Origin of the sequence: Pseudoalteromonas sp. PAR1, assembly GCF_947311895.1 — a bacterium.
Classification (GTDB): Bacteria; Pseudomonadota; Gammaproteobacteria; order Enterobacterales; family Alteromonadaceae; genus Pseudoalteromonas; species Pseudoalteromonas lipolytica_C.
The window spans coordinates 46866-68775 of record NZ_CAMZMY010000004.1; the positions used below are offsets into that span (position 1 = coordinate 46866).

At 39.5% G+C, this 21910-nt stretch carries 14 protein-coding genes; 4 read left to right on the forward strand and 10 right to left on the reverse strand.

Annotation, left to right across the window (positions count from 1 at the left end):
• Nucleotides 1-50: 50 nt before the first annotated feature.
• Together QL229_RS04240 and QL229_RS04245 are read left to right on the forward strand one after the other, a co-directional pair.
• Nucleotides 51-1070, forward strand: a complete 1020-nt coding sequence (locus QL229_RS04240; protein ID WP_135924931.1) for a LacI family DNA-binding transcriptional regulator — start codon at nt 51-53, stop codon at nt 1068-1070.
• Nucleotides 1071-1263: 193 nt separating this feature from the next.
• Nucleotides 1264-3450 (forward strand): OsmC domain/YcaO domain-containing protein, encoded by a 2187-nt coding sequence (locus QL229_RS04245; protein ID WP_138557612.1) that lies wholly within the window; start codon nt 1264-1266, stop codon nt 3448-3450.
• 43 nt (nt 3451-3493) lie between these two features.
• On the opposite strand, the gene QL229_RS04250 is transcribed toward QL229_RS04245, so the two are convergent.
• Nucleotides 3494-4420, reverse strand: coding sequence for a hypothetical protein (locus tag QL229_RS04250; RefSeq protein WP_281546499.1), 927 nt, complete (start codon nt 4418-4420; stop codon nt 3494-3496).
• A gap of 422 nt (nt 4421-4842) precedes the next feature.
• Entirely contained in the window at nt 4843-5436 is a 594-nt protein-coding gene (locus tag QL229_RS04255) for a DUF1287 domain-containing protein (protein WP_138558721.1), read from the reverse strand.
• A 245-nt stretch (nt 5437-5681) separates the two neighbouring features.
• Here QL229_RS04255 and QL229_RS04260 point away from each other — a divergent pair, with 245 nt between their 5' ends.
• Nucleotides 5682-6401 carry a hypothetical protein gene (locus QL229_RS04260; protein ID WP_138558720.1) on the forward strand — a complete coding sequence of 240 codons (720 nt, stop codon included), beginning with the start codon at nt 5682-5684 and terminating at the stop codon, nt 6399-6401.
• Nucleotides 6402-6409: 8 nt separating this feature from the next.
• Here the strand turns inward: QL229_RS04260 and QL229_RS04265 are convergent, their stop codons facing one another.
• The 8 genes from QL229_RS04265 to QL229_RS04300 all read right to left on the reverse strand — a co-directional run bounded on the left by QL229_RS04265 (nt 6410) and on the right by QL229_RS04300 (nt 19580).
• Nucleotides 6410-6829 (reverse strand): hypothetical protein, encoded by a 420-nt coding sequence (locus tag QL229_RS04265; protein WP_249930260.1) that lies wholly within the window; start codon nt 6827-6829, stop codon nt 6410-6412.
• Between the two features lie 26 nt (nt 6830-6855).
• Nucleotides 6856-7293, reverse strand: coding sequence for a hypothetical protein (locus QL229_RS04270; protein ID WP_138558719.1), 438 nt, complete (start codon nt 7291-7293; stop codon nt 6856-6858).
• 185 nt (nt 7294-7478) lie between these two features.
• Nucleotides 7479-9878, reverse strand: coding sequence for a glucan 1,4-alpha-glucosidase (locus QL229_RS04275; protein WP_281546500.1), 2400 nt, complete (start codon nt 9876-9878; stop codon nt 7479-7481).
• A 12-nt stretch (nt 9879-9890) separates the two neighbouring features.
• Nucleotides 9891-11375: an MFS transporter gene (locus QL229_RS04280; RefSeq protein WP_281546501.1), complete on the reverse strand. Its 1485-nt coding sequence runs from the start codon at nt 11373-11375 to the stop codon at nt 9891-9893.
• Complete coding sequence (locus tag QL229_RS04285; RefSeq protein ID WP_249930259.1) at nt 11368-13245, reverse strand: alpha-amylase family glycosyl hydrolase; 1878 nt, start codon at nt 13243-13245, stop codon at nt 11368-11370. Before QL229_RS04285 ends, QL229_RS04280 begins: the two co-directional genes overlap by 8 nt.
• A 91-nt stretch (nt 13246-13336) precedes the next feature.
• On the reverse strand, nt 13337-15187 hold the full coding sequence (locus QL229_RS04290; RefSeq protein WP_138558716.1) for a glycoside hydrolase family 13 protein: 1851 nt from the start codon (nt 15185-15187) through the stop codon (nt 13337-13339).
• A gap of 2 nt (nt 15188-15189) precedes the next feature.
• Nucleotides 15190-16686: a tryptophan halogenase family protein gene (locus QL229_RS04295; protein WP_135924949.1), complete on the reverse strand. Its 1497-nt coding sequence runs from the start codon at nt 16684-16686 to the stop codon at nt 15190-15192.
• 104 nt (nt 16687-16790) lie between these two features.
• A complete protein-coding gene (locus tag QL229_RS04300; RefSeq protein WP_135924951.1) occupies nt 16791-19580 on the reverse strand; it encodes a TonB-dependent receptor in 2790 nt (929 codons plus the stop codon).
• 675 nt (nt 19581-20255) lie between these two features.
• Between QL229_RS04300 and QL229_RS04305 the strand changes: the two genes are divergently transcribed.
• On the forward strand, nt 20256-21881 hold the full coding sequence (locus tag QL229_RS04305; protein ID WP_138558715.1) for an alpha-glucosidase family protein: 1626 nt from the start codon (nt 20256-20258) through the stop codon (nt 21879-21881).
• Nucleotides 21882-21910 lie beyond the last annotated feature (29 nt).

Sequence of the window (21910 nt, forward strand, 5' to 3'; positions counted from 1 at the left end):
TATTAAATAGCCGAAAATGGCAATTACTACTTATGTTATTTGGTAACAATATGAAAGGTAAGGCGACATCTTTTGACATTGCACATTATGCGGGTGTGTCACAGTCAACCGTGTCTCGCGCATTAAGAAACAGCCCTTTGGTCAACGAAGAAACGCGTAGACGTGTTCATGAGGTAGCAAAACAGCTCAACTATAAAGTTGATAAAAATGCCAGTAACCTAAGAACACAACAAAGTAGCACCCTCGCCCTTTTGTTATTTGAAGATCCAACCTCAGATGAATCACAAATAAACCCTTTCTTTTTAGCGATGCTTGGTAGTATTACCAGAGCGTGTGCGAAAGAAGGCTATGACTTGCTTGTTTCGTTTCAATCAAGCAGCTCAGATTGGCAAGCTGATTATGAAGATAGTCACCGTGCCGATGGCTTAATCTTATTGGGTTATGGGGATTACCTCGATTATCAACCCAAATTTAAAACCTTAATTGACCAACACACTAAGTTTGTCTGCTGGGGCGCAAGCGTCGATAACCGCCCTGACTTAACAGTGAGCTGTGATAATTATGGTGGTGGTAAGTTAGCGGCAGAGCATTTATTAGCTACAGGTAGAACAGATTGTGCTTTTATTGGTGATGCCTCTGAGCATAGCCCTGAGTTTTTTGCCCGTTACCAAGGCTTTAAAGATGCATTTTTAGCTAAAGGTGTGACCCTTAACGAACGTAAAATGGCTAATGCCATTTCTACAGAAGAGTCAGGCTATCATGCTACTCGATCATTGATTGCCAATAATATTCGTTTTAACTCTTTATTTGCAGCCAGTGACCTTATTGCTATTGGTGCTATTCGCGCCCTGAAAGAAGCAAAAATAAAAGTTCCTGACGATGTTCACGTTGTCGGTTTTGATAACATTGCTGTTGCCAGCTTTGTTAATCCGCCTCTTACCACTGTTCAGCAAGACACCACTCTTGCGGGGCAAATGTTAGTTGATAATCTACTTAAGCTTATTCGTGGTGAACAAGTAGAAAATACGCTTTTACCGCCTCGTTTAATTATTCGCGGTTCGAGTGTTTAACCCTTAGCGATAACGCCACAGTTATCGCTATCTGCTCTGCAAACTAGGCTTTTATTTATTAAAATCGCTTTTTTTTCGATTTACCCAAGACTATTACTTCGAAAAAGCAGATAATTACACCTATTATGATGAAAATGCTTATCTAGCTGTATAAAGCTTCAGATAGCAATGCGCACAAAGGTGGAATTTTTTAATGGAAATTAAAGTTAATTTTCTCGACAACCTCAGACTTGAAGCCAAGTTTGATGATTTCTCAGTCATTGCAGACCAACCTATTCGCTATAAGGGTGATGGCACTGCACCAAGTCCATTCGATTATTTCTTAGCGTCTTCTGCATTGTGTGCGGCTTACTTTATTAAAGTGTATTGTAATTCACGCGATATCCCGACTGATGGTATTCGTGTGGCGCAAAACAATATCGTTGACCCAGAAGACCGCTATAACCAAATTTTCCAAATTCAGGTTGAATTACCTGAAAGCTTATCTGAAAAAGACCGCACGGGTATTTTACGTTCTGTTGAACGTTGTACGGTAAAACGTGTTATTCAAACTGGGCCAGAGTTTAAAATCGATACTGTAGAAAGTATCGAAGCTGACGCACAAGCAATGCTGATGGCAAAGCCAGGTGATGACAGCAACACGTTTATTTTAGGTAAAGATTTACCGCTTGAAGAAACCATCGCAAATATGACGGCCATCCTTGAAGAATTAGGGATGAAAATCGAGATCTCTTCTTGGCGTAATATTGTGCCTAATGTCTGGTCACTACATATTCGTGATGCAGCCTCACCTATGTGTTTTACTAATGGTAAAGGTGCAACTAAAGAAAGCGCGTTATGCTCAGCATTGGGTGAATTTATTGAGCGCTTAAACTGTAACTTCTTCTATAACGATCAGTTCTTAGGTGAAGACATTGCTAATAGCGAGTTTGTTCATTATCCAAATGAAAAGTGGTTTGCTCTGACTGACGATGACTCTCTACCAGAGGGCATTTTAGATGACTATACCCGTGAAATTTATAATCCAGATGGTGAGCTATGTGGCTCACACCTAATCGATACGAACTCTGGCAATAAAGAACGTGGTATCTGTTCTATTCCTTATGTACGCCACTCTGACGGTGAAACGGTTTACTTCCCATCAAACCTAATCGAAAACTTATTCTTAAGTAATGGTATGAGCGCAGGTAACAACTTTGCCGAAGCGAAAGTACAATGTTTATCTGAAATTTTTGAACGTGCTGTTAAGCGCCAGATCATTGAGCAAGAGATTGTTTTACCAGACGTACCTCAAGAGGTTTTAAACAAATACCCAGGGATTGTTGCAGGTATTAATGGCCTTGAAGAACAAGGCTTTCCAGTTGTAGTAAAAGATGCCTCACTAGGCGGTCAGTTCCCTGTCATGTGCGTAACACTCATGAACCCTAAAACTGGCGGTGTATTTGCCTCTTTTGGTGCACACCCAAGCTTTGAAGTTGCGTTAGAGCGCAGCTTAACTGAGCTATTACAAGGCAGAAGCTTCGAAGGTTTAAACGATGTGCCTAAGCCAACATTTAATAGCATGGCTGTGTCTGAGCCAGAAAACTTTGTAGAACACTTTATTGACTCAACTGGCGTGATTTCATGGCGTTTCTTCAGCGCTAAACACGATTATGAGTTTGTTGAGTGGGATTTCTCTGGCAGCAATGAAGAAGAAACAGCAAGCTTATTCGGTATTTTAGAAAGCTTAGGTAAAGAAGCTTACATTGCTGAGTTCTCAGATCTTGGTACCGCATGTCGTATTTTGGTGCCTGATTACTCAGAAGTGTATCCAGTAGAAGACTTAATCTGGGACAATACCAATAAAGCACTTAATTTCCGCGAAGATATCTTAAATCTGCACCGTTTATCAGAAGATCAACTTGCTGATTTAGTTGAGCGCTTAGAACAAAGTGAACTTGATAACTACATTGATATCATCACCTTAATCGGCATTGAGTTTGATGAAAACACAGTGTGGGGTCAGTTAACGATTCTTGAGCTTAAACTACTTATTTACTTAGCGCTTGGTGATTTAGAAGCAGCAATGGAGCTTGTTGAAGCTTTCTTACAATATAACGACAATACTATTGTAGAACGTGGCCTATTCTACCAAGCAATGCACGCAACGTTAGAAGTTGCTCTTAGTGATGACCTTGAAATTGAAGATTACATCCACAGCTTTACCCGTATGTTTGGCCAAGAAACAATGGATGCCGTGGTTGGCTCAATCAACGGCGATGTGATGTTTTATGGTCTAACAGAGACCAGCATGAAGCTTGAGGGATTAGATAGACACCTTCGTTTAATCGAAAGCTATAAAAAACTACATACTGCTCGCGCTAAAAAAGCCGGGTTATAAAATCCATACCCCCTCAAATTCACACTTTGAGGGGGGAAGAATACTATCTACATTTAATTTTTTTTGAGTACATCATTTTCTTTAGATACATTAAATCTCTCGCAGCCCCCCGAAATTCTTTTAATAATGACATACTATATTTAATTTCAAATGTAGACTCCGGGATAAAAGCATAGTTTATGCTGGATAGATTTTTACTTTCTATTGCCCTTCTCAATTCTTCATTATTTACTTTTTCGTCACCAAATAACGACCTGATGATAACATTTTCTTTTGGTACAGAATCACGTACTTTTTGTAGGTTAAATCTTTTTTTATGACTTTTTATTTTTTCATTCAGTTTTATTGAGCTAGTATTTTTATCTTGGAATGAAATTTTCAATACTCTTCGGTAATTATTATTTTTATTCGGGCTAGCTCTGTGAAATGCAGTTCTATTAAATAAAAAAGAATGTCCTCTTTTACCTGTTATACTGTAAAATTTTGAGCTCTTAAACAATCTAGGAAGATAACCTAACTTTTTTGTGCAAACTTCAAATGCACCATCATTGGCACCTACATCAGTTAGATATACAAAAAGGCTTATATGCTGAATACCTCCCTTTTCAAAATCATGAATACAGTCTATGTCTCTATGCCAACCGTCTAAAAAGTTGTCCCCTGCTATATGAGATTTTTGAGACTTACCATCAATTTCATATGAATGACAATGATAAAGAATTGGATTGGGCATTAGCTTATAAATTAATGATATTAAGCTTGGGTTAAAAACATCGTAAAGAACCCCTAAATCAAGCATATCTAAAGCATCTACATAGCGTCTAGATTGATTCTGCTGTAAGAATAATTGATCAAATTTAGTATTCAAATACTCTATGGTTTTATCTGAATAGATTGGTTCAATTGCGACAAAAGAATTTTTAGTAAGCTTTTCAGCTAATGTTGATTTAACTGTAAACTTACTAAGCATATCTATACATTCCAAAAATCAAACAGACAAGAAATATAGAACCATAAATAGTAATAAATTCACTCAACGAATATATGCCTATTAATGATGTTATTAATGTTAATACTAAGGCTATTACACCAAAGCTCTCTTTGATACGTTTTTTCATAATCCCTTCACTTATCGAATTGTTCCTTTTTTGTACTTAAAAAGATTGAAACTGACAATTTTACTTGAAGCTTTTTATAAAACTGCTCAGCATAAGTTATAGGTACAAAATACCTTAAATTATTATAAAAACAAAATTTATTCCATGTTCTTAATACAAAGAGCTATAAACTGTAACAAATAACGAACAATGCACGCTGTTATAGCAAAAACACGAGGTTATAAAATGCAAGACGATAGCAATTGCTTATGGCTTAATTCTGATACAGGAAAAACTATTTGCTAAGATTTGGTTCAAATCGATAGTGACCTGTAATTTTATAGTTAAATAACATATCTTCCATTTTCGGCCCCCAGCCAATGTTATGAACAATGAGAGGTCTTAATTTATCTTCAGATAGCTCATCTGTTACAATGCCGATATGAGGCCTATTATTAGGTAAAACCCAAGTCACAATATCACCAGCTTGGTAATCAGCAGCTGTTTTGCTAATAACTTTTCTTGTGCCAAATTTTTCAAAAAACACTTGCAGGTTAGGTACCCTTCGGTGGTCAATGTTGGTATCTGGTTTGGTCAAGCCCCAAATTCGCTTTGAAGGATATAAGATAAAGTTGTCGCGCATATCTTCATGTACAAGCGTCTGTAAATCAATTCCTAAAGCTCTATAGCTGCGAATTATCACATCGGTACACACACCTATATTTTTTGGTACATCGCCATTGGGGTAGTCAATTTTTCGATAACTGCCGTTATAAATTACAACGTGTTCAGTACGCTCTTTCGCAGCTTTGACTAATTTTGCTTGAAAGCTTTGTGCTTGCGTATTAAACGCAATCAATGAAAATAAAATTAAGGCTGTTTTTATCATTTACAAACTCCATTTGGAAGAATAATACAGTACTTCATAGGCTACAAAATGCTACACGATTTCAATATTGCAGTTTCCAGCTTTTCCCTCAAGTAAAAAAATCTAACGCACTGTTTTAAAATATATAAATGAATAACTCAAGCTAAATACATACAACGATGTTATTTCAGGTTGTTACCTTGATATTGTTTTTATAACTAGTCATTGATAAATTAATAATTAATTAAAACATGACAAGTTTATAAATGGACTTTATACGTTTTTTTATCACCTTATGTGCTTTATTTATTGCTTCATTCAGCCATTCAGTTTCAGCTAAATTGCTGATAGGTGTATCAAGTGAAAATGGCGAATCTTTAAAGTACTACCGTAAACAATTTCATGGTGAATTAAAGTCAGCATATAGCTGTGTTATTAATCATCTCGAATCCGACTTTGACGTTATTACAGTACCGCAAGCTCGTTTAATTAAAATGTTAAAAAATAATGAAGTAGATATCGCTATGCCATTATTACTGCTTCCTCAAAGAGATCTATTTGCGACTCGTTCAAAAACAATTTATCAAGTTGGTTACCAGCTCATAATCCAGGCAAATGAAGCAGATTTAAGTATTAAAAATTTACGCAAGCAGGCATTATTACAAGGCATAGCATATAAGCGCGGTACTGGTGCGCGCACCTTAATACTTAAATATTTAGACATTGATGAAAATGAAATACTAAGCCATGAGCAACAAGTTAATACATGGCAACAAGCTGTTGAGTTTGTAGCTAAAAACAGAGCTGGTATTACAGCCCTACCCACTGTAATTGCAAAAGATATCGAGCCTCACCACTTTGATGGCGTTACACGCATAAAAATGCCAGACCACCAATTAGGCCTCTATATGTCAACACGTTTTGCCAAAAGCGCTGAAGCAACTATAATCAATGATGCATCTAAAACCTGTAAAGAACTTAGATAGACGATTAATTAGTTATTTTTCTCAGTATTAAGTTCGGCTAAACGGCTTTCAACTTGCATCCGCTCTTGCTCTGTTAGTTCGCCATAGAACTTAGGATATGGCCATCCATAACCCCAGCGAAAGCTGGTTGGTAAAAAAGGTGTACCACCCACTCTGACACCAGCAAGCATCAATACCGCAATCTCTTTCTCACCTACTTTTGCAACACACTCTTTTAAATCGACATCAGCTTGCTCACGTTGCTTGAAAGTACCGCCTTGCCAATATGCGAGATCATGGGCTGTACAGCAAGCCAACCACAAGTTTTTATGTTCTATAGTTCCATCAGGAAAAGAGCTGCAACCATCACTGCCGAAGGGTTTTAATTTTGCATTAGCAACACTTAAGAAAGGGTAAGTAAGTAGCATTAGAAAAACAAAGCGAAGCATGTGTTTCATTGTTTTAGAGCTCACAGTTAATTTTCAATATTATACACAGAGCCTTCACAACGCATTGATTTATAGCACTGATATGTATTTGACGTAGTATAACATTGAGAAAAAACTATACCATTACCACCCATTTTATGTGCTTTAACTTTTAAAGAATCTTGTAAAGTACCTTTTATATTGGAAGGATTGTAATAATAAGCATCTTCAGGGATAAGAGAGTCATTTTTTTCGTGACAAAAGTTGGATTCTACATTACCTAAATAGGTTGATCTAAAGTTGAAAATTTCTCGATCGTTATAAACCTGGACTTGTTCACCTCTTCCTCTGTTTTCGGCGTCAGCAATAATATAATTCCCGAAGTTAGAATTAATAGAGCAAGAACATTGTAAAATCAGTAATAATATAAGTGAAATTCTTTTTAGCATATTAATTAAATTCCCTTTACTTTTTAATTTAAACAAAGCTACTCAACCTTAGCAAAACCTCTATTTTTAAAAAGTGCAATTTTTGCTTTTACTTAAATAGGTGTTTGTCTCAGAAATTATATTTACATAATGCTAAAATATCACACTATTTGAAAATTAATGTAAAAAAGTGCAAAAAAACCGCCAAGTGTTAATCGGCGGTTTCATCATATGAAGCTGAATTATTTCAATGCGTCTTCAACAACTGGGTAATGGTCCCACACATGTTTATCGCTCACTGAGCGAAGTAACTTGATATATTCAGCGTGAGTCCAAGCAAGTGGTGTCGCTGAGTTTGTCCCCTCACCTAACTGATAGCCTGCTTTATTATTACCAACGCCATCCCAAACTTGCTCAGGTAACATCATGCCTTCATTAGCAAATGCTTCCATGCCTTTTACATAGGTGTCTTTAATCGCTTTTTGCTTCATCGCATCAAGGCTATTGGTTGCGTTTGCCGCTGCGATTTCATAGTGACCACGCTCACCGGTGAAAAACGGCCAAACACGACCACGTTGACCTGGAGTGTTATTGCCACCTTCAGCATAGTTGTTACCTGTCACTTCATCTTCACCGTAACCATCGTTACCATAGCGACGGTAGCCTGGGAATGAACCCGAACCATCAGCAAAATTAAAGGTATAGCGCACTTGCAGGTTATCAACTAAGGTTTCGTCATCATACTCTGGTAAAGTTTTTACAATGCTTGGAGCAAGTGCATCACGCACACCATAGCGAACAAGCTCTAAGAAACCGCCATCAAGGATTTGCTTTTTATCAAAGCCTTTACGACCGTTATTAGCATTAAGTGTGGTTGATGAGTTTGGATCTTTGTCTTGACCGATACGGATGAAATATTCACCATCACTGTTTTCAGACTTAAGGTTACCTTGAGTCGTAAGCATCGTGCTTTCAATTTCACTGTTGTAGGTTTTAGCCGTTGCTAGATAACGCTCTGCATTTTTAGTGTCACCTGCTTTTTTAGCAATATCAGCAGCCGTTACTAGGCCTGCAACTACCGCAGCTGTTGTTGAAGGAGAAAAACCATTTTGTTCTTCCCAGCGCTCTTGTTGCGTTGCTGGTGGTGTAATTTGTGTGTCGTTCCAAAGAATTTTCGCAACGCCACCATCAACTAAGAAATCCGCCGCTGGCTTTAACATTTTGCCATACCAATCTGTTAGCTCTTGATCGCTAAGTACGCCTGCTTGATGTAGTTTCCACGCTAACATAATTGGCATTGCTGTTTGATCAAGCTGAACAGCTACCCATTCAAGCTCACCATCAACGTGCGTTTTTTGTAAGAACCAACCCGTGTCACCACCATTGCCTGGCGTGCTGTCCGTCACTTGTACTTTTTCTAGATATTCAAACGCCGTTTTAGCTGTACGTGTATCACCCATAGCCATAAATGCCATAGCAACTTGATAGAAATCACGAACCCAAACGGCTTTATAACCAGTAGAACCTGTTTTAGCCGAAACCGTTTCACCCCAAGGGTTAGAAAGTGACGCAATTAAAGCACCTGCATGAGTTTTATCTTCTTGCGCTTTTAATACCATGGCGCTGGTATATAGCAATTTACCATTATCAGCAGTGCTGTTAGTTAATGTGCTCAAAGGTTCAAGGCTTGCTAAGTAGTCTTGCCAACCAATTGCCGCACCTTCGCCGTTATAAGCAGCAAGCACTTTTTCATAACCTTGGTTTAAACTTGTTTGGCCTTCTTTTAAGCTTGCAGCTTCAGAATTACCAAAGCTTAAAGCTAAATCAAAGGTGGTGTTTTTAGATACTTCGCCAAGCTCTGCAAGTAAGCTTACATTACCCGACTTATCACCGGTATTTTGATAAGTCGTTGATAATGATTGCGATGCTTTTAACTCTTTTAAGCCATCACTCACACCTGTAAAGCCAACACTTGCCTTTTTAAATGGTTGAGCGGCTTGTAAAGATAAAAAGTTATCATCTTGCCAAGCAACTAGACCTTTGTCGGTCACTTTTGCGAAATCGTCTAAACCGTTGTTATCAATGTAAGGATTTACATTAACATAGGCTTTCACACCTTCAAGGTCAGTATTAAATACGCTACGAACAAACAATGTTTGCCCGTTTGGATCTGTAAAAATGTGTTTTTCTAGGGTGAACCGACCTTGTTTATCTTTACTTACCACTTTGTACGCAAGCGATAATGGGCGACCTGCGTCGTCTTTATATAAATAATCAATGCTAACATCCAGATCATCGTTTTCTGTTACGGTAAAGTCTTTACCAACTACAACAAACTGCATATCTTTGATTTGTGCTTGGTGAATTAAACCAAACATGGTTTCTGTGATCATGCCTTTAGCGATTGAAAACCAAACTTTTGATACTTTGCCGGTAGCAGCTGCATCACTATAGTGGCCGTCTTGGTATTGCTCGTAAGATGTACCAATACCTGTTTTACCTGAGTATGCCCAAAAAGGTTCAACACCCGGAGCTCCTGGCGCAGACACCTGCTCAACTGATGTATTAACTGATTGCTCTGAACTACAAGCTGTTAAACCTAACGCTAAAAAACTTGCGGTAATAAGATTAAATTTTTTCATGGTGTGTCCTTATTATTGTTGCTTAACGCGCAGTACAGCGACCGCTGCTAGTACAAATGACACTGCACCTAGCACTAACGCATAAATCGGTTGATTATCAAAAAAGTGACGTAAAATTAGGCCTAATACGCTTGCCGCTAAAAGCTGCGGAATAACAATAAAGAAGTTAAAGATACCCATGTACACACCCATTTTCTTACTTGGTACTGAGGTACTTAACATTGCGTATGGTAAAGATAGAATTGACGCCCAAGCAAAACCAACCCCAATCATTGGCCAGATTAGTAAACTTGGATCTTTGATAATAATAAAGCTCACCAAGCCCAATGCACCTAACACTAGGTTGATAGCGTGAGCCATTTTTAGCCCTACTTTTTTAACGATAATTGGAATACACAGTGCAGCAATAGCTGCAAAACCGTTATAAGCGGCAAATAATACACCAACCCAGTCAGCACCGTTGTTGTAAGCAAGAGAGCTTGTATCACTGCTGCCGTAGTGGAAGCTAGTTACTGCCGAGGTGGTATAAATCCACATTGCAAACAATGAGAACCAGCTAAAAAATTGTACCCAAGCCAATTGTTTCATCGTTTCTGGCATAGTGAATACATCATTCACAACTTGATAAAAGCCACCACTGGTTGCGTTTTTAGCTTTTAAAGCACCGGCAATAAATTGAATAACACCAAAACTAATCAAACCACCTGCAAGCAAATACAGCTCTTTCTCAAGAGAAAGACCGGTAACGATACCAAGTACAACAAGGCCAAGCACCGTAAAGATTGCAGCGCCTTTGTTAAAGTTTACATCACTTTGAACATCAGCCGAGTCATCGCTTTGCTCTTGTTCATGAAAGCTTTCAAGCTCTTCTGGTGAATATTCTTTAGTTGTAAAGACGGTCCAAAACACAGCAATAATTAAAACAACGGCACCAAAATAAAACGAGAATTTTACAGAATCCGGGATTTGCCCAGCAGGTGCAGTATTGGCAATATCGAACCAGTTAGTCATCATCCAAGGTAAAGCAGACGCGACAACCGCACCGATACCAATGAAGAAGCTTTGCATTGCATAACCAGTTGCACGTTGCTTTTTCGGCAGATTATCACTGACAAGTGCACGGAAAGGTTCCATAGTCACGTTAATTGACGCATCCATGATCCATAACATACCCGCCGCAATCCACAGGCTTGGTGAGTTAGGCATAATGAATAACGATAACGTCGTTAAAATAGCCCCATAGAAAAAGAACGGACGACGGCGACCTAACTTATTCCATGTTTTATCGCTCCAGTAACCAATGATAGGTTGTACGATAAGACCTGTAAGCGGCGCTGCAACCCAAAGGATTGGAATGTCATCAACATTGGCACCTAAAGTTTGAAATATACGACTCACATTACCGTTTTGTAATGCAAAGCCAAATTGGATGCCAAGGAATCCAAAACACATATTCCATATTTGCCAAAAGCTTAGCGTTGGTTTGTTATTATTCATAGTCAGCCTTTAAGGTAAATACTGCACTGCTTAAGCCGTTCAGTTGTAATTGAATTGGCGCCTTCGTTGCTGCCTCAGAAATCACAATGTCGGCATGATTTTCTAGATTGTCAGTTAACGTTAAACCACTGTGGTTAAGTTTAGGTAATAACGCTTGGTTAAGAGTAAGCTCAACATTCTGTGGATTTTCTGAAAAGTTACTTACTACAAGCACCAGCTGTTGGCCTAGCTTACGCGTAAAGGCAATTACTTGCTCTGAGCCAGTCAATTCAACCGCTTGCATGTCACCGCCAACAATTGCAGGAAGTGTGTTTAATGACATTAACTTCGTGTAGTAAGCGCGAAGATCAGCTTGCTGCTTTGAAAGCGCACCGCCATCGAATTTACCATTATTCATCCATGCTTGATGCGCAGGTACACCCATATAATCGAAAATGCTGGTACGCGTTGGGTCACCAAAACCACCGTCTTCAGAGCCATCTTCACCAACAGCTTGACCAAAATAAAGTAAGGTTGGCGAACGCGACATTAATGTAGAAACCACCATAGCTGGCTTACCTTTTTCACTGCTACCAGCGAAATCCGGGCTAGCAATGCGTTGCTCATCATGGTTTTCTAAAAAGTGGAGCATGTGCTCTTCAATATCAGCCACTTGGCTTTGGATTTCAAAAATAGTTTCTGCTGATTGCTTGCCTTGCATCACAGCTTTAACTGTGTCGTAAAAACCGACTTTGTCGTACAGATAATCCATCTTACCCTGCTGAATATAAGGGCGATAAAGTGTTGGGTTATAAACCTCTGCCAGAATAAAGGCATCACTTTTTTGCATTTTTATTGATGAGTTTAAAAAGCTCCAAAACTCAACAGGCACCATTTCTGCCATGTCATAACGGAAACCATCAACACCTTTATCTAACCAATATAGTGCGATATCTCGGAATTTATACCAGCTATTTGGTAGGTCTTTATCCTGCCAAAAAGCATAGTGCGCACGGTAATCTTTTTCAGCGTAATCAGCTGGTAGTGTTGGGAAATCGTAGCTGCCGTCTGGTTTCACACCGTAATTGATTTTAACTGTTTCGTACCAATCATTGATGTCGGGTTTAGCAGCGCGTGCCCCATTGCCCGTCCATTTTGCTGGTGTTTCATCAAACTGATTATCTGCAAGTGGATGCGGGTTACCACCTAATACTTGGTAGCTATCGCTTGTTGGCACTTGAAATGACTGCCCTGTTACATAATAAAAATTATTATCGCGAGCATAGGTTTTCGTCGTGTCATCATCAGCGCCGAAATCTTTAACACCTTCAGGCTTGGCAACCGACTCGTAGTTACGCGCTACATGATTTGGCACAATATCAATAACAACTTTCATACCGTGCTCATGAGTACGATTGATAAGCTCAACAAACTCTTCTAAGCGGCGCTCAGGGTTAATTGCTAAATCAGGATTAACATCGTAATAATCTTTCACCGCATAAGGCGAGCCTGCACGCCCTTTTACAACATCAGGGTCATCTTGAGACAAACCGTATTCAGTATAATCAGTTACTAATGCATGACGCGGCACACCGGTATACCAAACATGTGTCGTGCCTAGCTCTTTAATACCTTGTAATGCTGCATCATTAAAATCAGCGAATTTGCCAACCCCATTTTCTTCTAATGTGCCCCACGGTTTATTCGTGGTGTTTGTATTACCAAATAATCGAGTGAATACTTGATAAACCACAGGCTTAGAGATAGCTGCTTGACTAGCTTCTGATTGTTGCTTTTGCGTGTTCTGCTGTACTGGCGCATCGTTACCACAGGCAGTTAAACCTAAAACCGAAGCCACTACTAGCGCAGTTATTTTGTATGTTGTCATCATTACTTCATTTTTCTGTAAATATCAGTTCATACTAATGTTAAGGGCTGCATACGGACAGTAAATGCATACGTATTCAGCCTATTAGTTGCAATTATTCAAGCTCGATTAAGCGTGCTTGCATAGCTTTTAAGCGGATTGGCGCTGCAAGATCAACAGGTTTTTCGCTGATTAAATCACGTCCTTTATTGTTGCCTTTCAGCACTTCTTGCATGTAGCTTAAGTCCCAATCAATGGCTTGTTGGTTTTTGTTAAGAATAACTAATACAGTTTGCTCATTGTGTTCTCTCACATAGCTATACACGCCTTGCTTCGGTGAAAAATGCATTAAACGGCCTTCGCTTAGCGCTGGTTTTTCTTGGCGCAGTTGAAGCAGCTTTTTAATGCTAGTTAACATCTCTTGCTGATCAGTTGAAAGGCCTTCGCCTGTGAAGGCATTCGCTTTTTGACCATGAAACCCACCCGGGAAGTCAATGCGAATATCACCGTGGTCATTACTTGGCGTGTTATCAAGTAACAGTTCTGTGCCGTAATAAATTTGTGGAATACCGCGAGTCGTTAACAGTAGCGTCATGGCTAATTTTGTTTTTGCTAGGTCTTGACCAAGCTCAGTGTAAACACGGCTCATGTCATGATTATCAGCAAACACTAAAATGTTATCTGTATCAGCATATAAAAAGTCATTCGCTAGCGATTGATACACTTTTACCCAACCTGTATTCCAGCTTTCTTCTTCGTTGAGTGCTTGGATCAGCGCTTCTTGTAATGAAAAGTCCATCACACTCGGTAAGTCAGAGGTATAACCATCTTGATTTACTTTGCCGCGCTGCCAATAAGAAGCAATTGCTGGGTTGGTTGTCCACTCTTCACCAACAATATTAAAGTTCGGATACTCGGTCATAATGGCTTTAGTCCAATCGGCTAAAAATGCTTTATCTGAGTATGAATAGGTATCAACACGAATGCCGCTTAAGTTGGCGTATTCAATCCACCAAATGGCATTTTGAATCAAATAAGTAGACAGTAACGGCTGGCGCTGATTTAAATCAGGCATAGACTCAACAAACCAACCATCATTAAATTGACGTTTATCGTATTGGCTCGCATGTGGGTCTTGAATTGTTTGTCTGGCGTGACTTGTGGCATTTTTGCCGTTTTCAAACTTGCCATCAAAGTTAACCCAATCTGCTGTTGGCATATCAACCATCCACTGATGCGATGAACCAAAGTGGTTAAGTACCATGTCCATCACTAAGCCGATGCCATGCTCTTTCGCCTCTGCTGATAATGTTTTGTAAAGTGCATTACTACCCATACGCGGATCAACTTTGTAAAAGTCAGTAATGGCATAACCATGATAAGAGTAACTTGGCATGTCATTTTCAAGCACCGGTGTTAACCAAAGTTGAGTCACACCTAAGTCCTCAAGATAATCTAGGCTATTAATAACACCTTGAATATCACCGCCATGTCGGCCACCTTTAAAGCTTGGGTTTGCAGCCTCCTTCATACCAGCAACGGTGTCATTGCTTGGATCACCATTTACAAAGCGATCAGGATTGATTAAATAAAGCGTATCTTTATTTGTAAAGCCATGACGATTGGCACTTTGTTTATCACGGGCATTTAACGGGTAAGTAAATTCTGTGCCATCTTCAGCTTTAAAGGTTAGTGTTCCCGCCTTTGCATTATCGCTAATGGTTAAATCTAAAAACGCGTAGTTAGGGTTATTCGTTGTTGTCACCCCTTTAAACTCAACACCTTTATAAGGGATCATTTGCCACGTTTTGCTAGCAATATTGTTATCGTAAAGCATGACTTGTAACGAGTCATTTTGCATTCCTACCCACCAGTTTTCTGGTGACGCAGTAATTGCAAAGCTGGCTGTCGAGTTGAAAAGCGTAAATGCGGTCGTTAACGCTAAAAATATTCGTGTTGTTTTCATAGTTAATTTTGTACTTTTTCTAAGAATTGACTGTGGCTCGGCAGTTGCTCTACAGTGCTATTAATCAAGGTTTTTAAATTACTAAATAGCTCATTTAACTGCTCATCTGATAACGCATCAGTTAATGGATGGTGATCCTCTGCTATAAGCCCTTGCCCTATCATCACTTGTTGCCATGCAACTTCGGCAAATAGCTCATCGTCTTCTCTTACGAGCTTGCCACTGGTTTTAAATAGCTCAATTTTCTTTTTAAGACTACTTGGAATATCCATGCCTTTACAAAAACGCCAAAACGCACTGTCATCACGCTCAGTAATATTGTAGTGAAGAATAATAAAGTCACGAATTCGCTCAAATTCTGTTTTACTTTGTTGATTAAATTCATCCACAAGGCTTTGTTTAATACCTTGATGAGGAAAAAACTTAATTAAACGAATGGCTGCACTTTGAATTAAATGAATACTGGTCGATTCTAATGGCTCTAAAAATCCGCTCGATAAGCCAACCGATACCACATTTTTATGCCACTGCTTTAAACGGCGGCCTGTTTTAAATTTAATAACGCGGGGCTCTGTCAGTGGTTTAGCAGGTAAGTTATCCAAGAGCTGTTGTTTTGCCGCTTCGTCTGATAAGAAACGAGAAGAATAGACAAGACCGTTGCCTAAACGATGCTGTAATGGAATTTGCCACTGCCAACCCGAGTCTCTTGCAATTGAACGTGTATATGGAATTGCATCGTTAGCTGATTCACTTTGCACTGCAACAGCACTATCACAAGGTAACCAATGTGACCAATCCTCAAAACCTGCATTAAGTGTTTGCTCTATTAATAATGCACGTAAACCTGTGCAATCAATAAATAAGTCGCCGTCAATTTGCTCGCCATTTTTAAGCAATAAAGAGGTTATATGCCCGCTTTGGTGACATTGATTAACCGATTCAATTTTGCCTTCAATCCGTTTTACGCCCCGTGATTGTGCTAATTCTTTTAAGAACTCGCCGTATCGTGTGGCATCAAAATGATAGGCATAATGTAAGCCCGCTAACTGAGTATTTGGAATTTGTTTAAGGTGGGCAAATTTATGTGCTTTTGCAGCTTGGTAGTTAAGTGAAAAATCCCAAAAATCAGGTGCATTATTAGCTTGATTTGCTTTTAACCAAAAGTGGTAAAACTCACAAAACGGGAAGTCTTTACCTATCTCACCAAAGGCGTGCATATAGCTGTGACCTTGGCTGCGCCAATTTTCAAACTCAATACCCAGTTTAATCGTTGCGCCAGTGGCCTTAATAAATTCTTTTTCGGTTATACCTAGCGCACCATTTAGATGCAAAATAGGTGGAATACTGGCTTCACCGACACCGACAGTGCCAATTTCTGCTGACTCTATCAGGGTTATATCAAGCACTTTACCCAGCACTTTATTGAGTAATGCTGCAGTTATCCACCCTGCGGTACCACCGCCAGCAATCACTACTTTGGTTATTTTTTTTGATTCCATAGTACACCTAACGCCAATTTCAATTCATTGAGTGTAGCTCACTGATATAAAAAAGCCCTTGTAAAACAAATCACAAGGGCAATTTTATATCTCTGTTTAGCTCATTACAGCTTGTAGCTGAAGCCTAACAGGAATGTACGACCGTAGTCTTGATAATCACGTACTTGAAGTGAGTTATCACCTTGTAGTGATGTGAACGGCTCTTCTGTGATGTTCTGAACTTGGAAAGTTACAGATAAACCGTCAAGACTCTCTACACCGCCTTCACTAAAGTCATAACCAATTTGTGCATCCCAAATTGTTTCGCCTTTAATATCAACTTGTGTAGTAGCAAAACCTAAACCGTATACGTCACCTTTAAAGTCACTACGTTTACGCATGCTAGTACGTGCTTGGAAACCGTTACGCTCAAAGTAAACTGTTAAGCTATCGATTTGGTCAGATAAACCAGGTAGCTCATATTCGTTACCATTTTGGTCAGTTAAGTCTTGCTCAACACCTGTATGGCTTGCGATTAAACCAAAACCGTCTAGTGATTCACTGAACATAGTGAACGGTAGTGTTAATGAAAGCTCATAACCCCATAGGTCACCAGAACCACCATTTACTTTACCAGAACCAGTACCGGTTGAAGTTGCAGGGATTTCACCGGTAGACGGGTCAGCTACACCGCTCATGTCGATTTCATAAGTACCATCGAAAATCCACTGAGTGATATCTTTATAGAATACAGCAGCTGCAAAGTAACCTTCTTCATGGAAGTAGTTTTCGTAGCTTACATCAAAACCTGTTGCTTCTTTTGGTTCAAGTTCAGGGTTACCACCTGATACACTCCAGTAGTTACCATTTTCATCAGGTTGTTGATTGTAAGAAGCATTAACTGATGAGTTCATTTCATCTAAGCGAGCACGAGAAATCGTTTTCGCCGCACCAAAACGTACAGTTTGCTCTTCATCAATTGCAAACGATAAATTGATGCTTGGTAAGAAGTGGCTGTAATCGTGGCTTACATCAGTTGGTGATACAACAACTAAACCATTCACTGTGTTAGCGGCAAAGCCTTGTGAAGACTGTTCAGTTTTCACATAACGCACACCAACGTTACCTGTTACAGGGATTGAACCAATTTCAGCATTAATGTCAGCTTGAGCAAAAAACGCTGTTACTTCTTCTTGTACAGTCCAAGATTGTGTCTTGTGTTTTGAATCAGTTAAGCTTTCTTGAAGAAGGTTATAATAACCGTCGTTTACTAAACCGTTGGTATCGTATGCAACCATGTTGCCCATACCAATGAAATCAAGGCTCGCTGTACCTAAACGGTATTGCTCAGGGATTGATAACATACCTGGATTTGATAAAGAGAAATCTTTTAATGTCATGAAGTAACCTTCAGACACTTTGCTCTTTTCACGGTCACGGTAAGACATACCAAATGACACACGGCTGATGTAAGCGTTATCAAGTACTTTGCTTGCAGCAAGTTTTAATGTGCTTAATTCATCATTGATTTCTGGCGCGTTGATAAAGCCATCTTGCGCTGTATTTTGGTATTCAGTACCTGTTAAACCATACTTATCGTTAAGTGCAGCACTTGCACCCCAAGATAATGGGCCACCAAGTTGGATTAAGTCGTAATCGCTGTAATCAAGGTTGTGGCTGAATTGCGCGCCAGTGTTACCACCGTCAAACTCGTAACCAATCGTATCAGCAACACCATTTGCGTCACCACGACCTGTACCTGAGTAGCTTTCGATACTCCAGATTTGACGTTCAACTTCAGAGCGGCTTACGTCAAATTCTACTGACCAGTCATCACTGATGTCGTATTTTGCATTAAAACCAAACTGAGTTAGCTCAGCGTTACGCTCTTCGTAGTCGTTACGAACAACAACACGTTGACCTTCAGTTACTGCACTTGTGATAAAACCAGAGTCAGCATCAATTACAGCTGAGCTTGGGTCGATTGAACCTTGGCCCCAAGCAAATGGCACTTCAATACCACGTAAGATTTTTTCATCCGAAAAATCAACGTATAAGGCATCGAATGTCATGTTAAGACGATCTGTCGGCGCAGCTTCAATAACAAGCATCGCTGTGTCACGCTCAAGAGTCGATGAACGTACGAATGGTTTAGCACCACCTAGAATTGAATACGTGTTACCATCTCCACCGGTAAACTCAGGGTAGCCCCATGAATTCCAACGTTTTTCTTGGTTAGGTGAGCTCATTGTATTGTAAGCAAATGCAACACCAATTGTGTCATCTGCAAACTGATCAATGTATGAAACAGTACCGCGGAAACCTTTATCGTCACCGTCTGGGTTTAATTTATCAAAACCAGTTTGCTCATATTGGCCATTGAACATGATAACTTGCTCACCTTTGCTTAAAGGTTTAACAGTTTGCATGTCGATTACGCCAGCAATACCTTCTGCATCAAGACTAGCGCTTGGTGTTTTATATACCGTTACGCCACTCATAATTTCTGATGGGTAAAGGTCAAATTCTACGCCACGGTTGTCACCGATTGATACTTGCTCACGGCCATTAAAAGTAGTAGCACTTTCGTTTTCACTGAAACCACGAACACTTACGCGGCTAGCTCGACCATCTAGACGTTGAGCAGTTAAACCAGGAAGGCGTGCAATTGATTCTGCAATTGATGAATCTGGTAGCTTACCGATATCTTCTGCTGAGATTGACTCAACAACTTCAGGAGTGAAGCGTTTAGTATTAATAGATTCTACAACACTGCCACGAAAACCTTTTACTTCGATAACTTCAACGTTATCGTTTTTTGCTTTTTGGTCTTCTTCTGCAGCATACGCTACAAAGCTATTTAAACCTGCGGCTGTTAAAGCCAGAGTTAATATACTTGGTTTGAACATAGACATGATGCTTTTCCCATTACCCAAATTGTAATGCCAACGCGATGCAGATATTTATTATCTAATAGCTGAAGTCGTTGACTGATTTTGTTGTCGGAATGAATATTAACGCCGAGATTATTTCCTTAACAAATTTATGCATACGTATTCAGCGTAGTTCAACCACTTAAAAATTAACAATACATTTACACAATTAAGACTTAACCCATTGTAATTGTTAACTTTAGTATGATACCAGCACAATTTAATAAGAATGAAACATTTTCGCCATAATTTTGAACCTTAACTCTCCAGTAGAAACACAAAAGCCTCCTCAACAGGGTGTTAGCAAAAGAAGCAATGTTAATAAACAGAAAAAGTTCGACAAACTGGAAATTGGTCTTACCAAATTTTATTTGCACTACTTTGGCCAGAAGCAACTGTTTTATGCACCAAGCTGGGGTTTTTTGTTTTTACAAATAACAAGCAAAGCCAATTGGTAAATTTTTTCATAGATGAAATAGCCAATTGAACTGGTGCAACGACGGATATTTTTTCAGTAATTAAAATATGAATTTAGCGTGCATACGTATGCAGAGTTTTTACACTATCCCAGCCTTCACGTATGCTTTTGACATTCCGGCAACATCTAGTTAGTTGCCCAACAGTTTACAAACACTGAGTGTCACGATGGAGAAAAACATGGCTCAAAAGCAGTGGTATAAAGGTGCGGTTATCTATCAAGTTTATCCGCGCAGTTTCCAAGACACCAATGGCGATGGCATTGGTGATATCAAAGGTATCATTGATCGCATCGATTATATTAAGAGCTTGGGTGTTGATGCTATTTGGATTTCACCTTTCTTTAAATCACCAATGAAAGATTTTGGTTATGACATAAGTGATTATCGTGATATCGACCCTATTTTTGGTAACCTTGCTGATTTTGATGATTTAATTGCACAAGCTCACCAACGTGATATTAAAATTATTATTGATCAGGTATTGAGCCATACCTCAGATCAACATCAGTGGTTCCTCGATAGTCGTGAAGATAAAACCAACGATAAAGCTGACTGGTACGTTTGGGCAGATGCGAAGCCGGATGGCACACAACCAAATAACTGGTTATCTATATTTGGTGGTCCAGCATGGCAATGGGAACCGCGTCGTGGTCAATATTACTTGCATAACTTCTTTGCAGAACAGCCTGATTTAAACTTCCATAATCCTGAAGTTCGCAAAGCCGTATTAGATAATGTGGAGTTTTGGCTTAAAAAAGGTGTTGATGGTTTCCGCTTAGATGCGATCAATTTCTGTTATCACGATGCACAATTACGTGACAATCCTGCTAAGCCGCCTGAAAAGCGTCAGGGTCGTGGCTTTAGCGAAGATAACCCGTATGCGTTCCAGTATCACTACTACAATAATACGCAACCAGAAAACTTAAGCTTTATGCAGGACATTCGTGCCCTATTAAATAAATACCCTGGCACGGTTGCTTTAGGTGAAATCTCATCAGAAGACTCATTAGCTACTATGGCTGAGTACACCTCAGGTGGTGATAAACTCCACATGGGTTATAGCTTTGAATTACTTACTAATGATTACAGTGCAGAATATATTCGTAATACCGTGAGTACATTAGAAGAGCGTATGACTGAAGGCTGGCCATGTTGGGCATTTAGTAACCACGATGTTGAACGTGTTGCTAGTCGCTGGAGTAAAGATAACACGATCAATCCGCAGCAATGTAAAATGCTGACCGCCCTGCTTGCTTCATTACGCGGCAGCGTATGTATGTATCAAGGTGAAGAGCTTGGTTTAGGTGAAGCTGAAGTCGCTTTTGAAGACTTACAAGACCCATACGGCATTACTTTCTGGCCAAACTTTAAAGGCCGTGATGGATGCCGTACTCCAATGCCATGGGACGCAAGCGATGCTGAACAGGCGGGCTTCTCAACAGCTAAGCCATGGCTACCTGTAGGCAATGCTCACAAAGCCGTTGCTGTTAATGCGCAAGATCAAGACAAAAATTCGATTTTGAATGCCTACCGTGAATTTATGGCATGGCGTAAAGATAAAAATGTTCTGTTAGAAGGCGACATTGAGTTTTTAAACACTCCAGAGCCTGTACTTGCTTTTTATAGAACCTTTGAAGGCGTCAAAATGCTGTGTGCATTCAACTTAGGCGCACAAAGTAGCGAGTTAACAATCTCTGATACAGTGTCTTCACTGCATACGGAGCTATCGCATCACACAGCTGAGTTAAACAATAATACAGTCACTCTGCCCGGGTTCGGTTGCTTTTATGCAACCCTGAATTAATTATCAGTTGTTAAACACCAAGCCCTGCA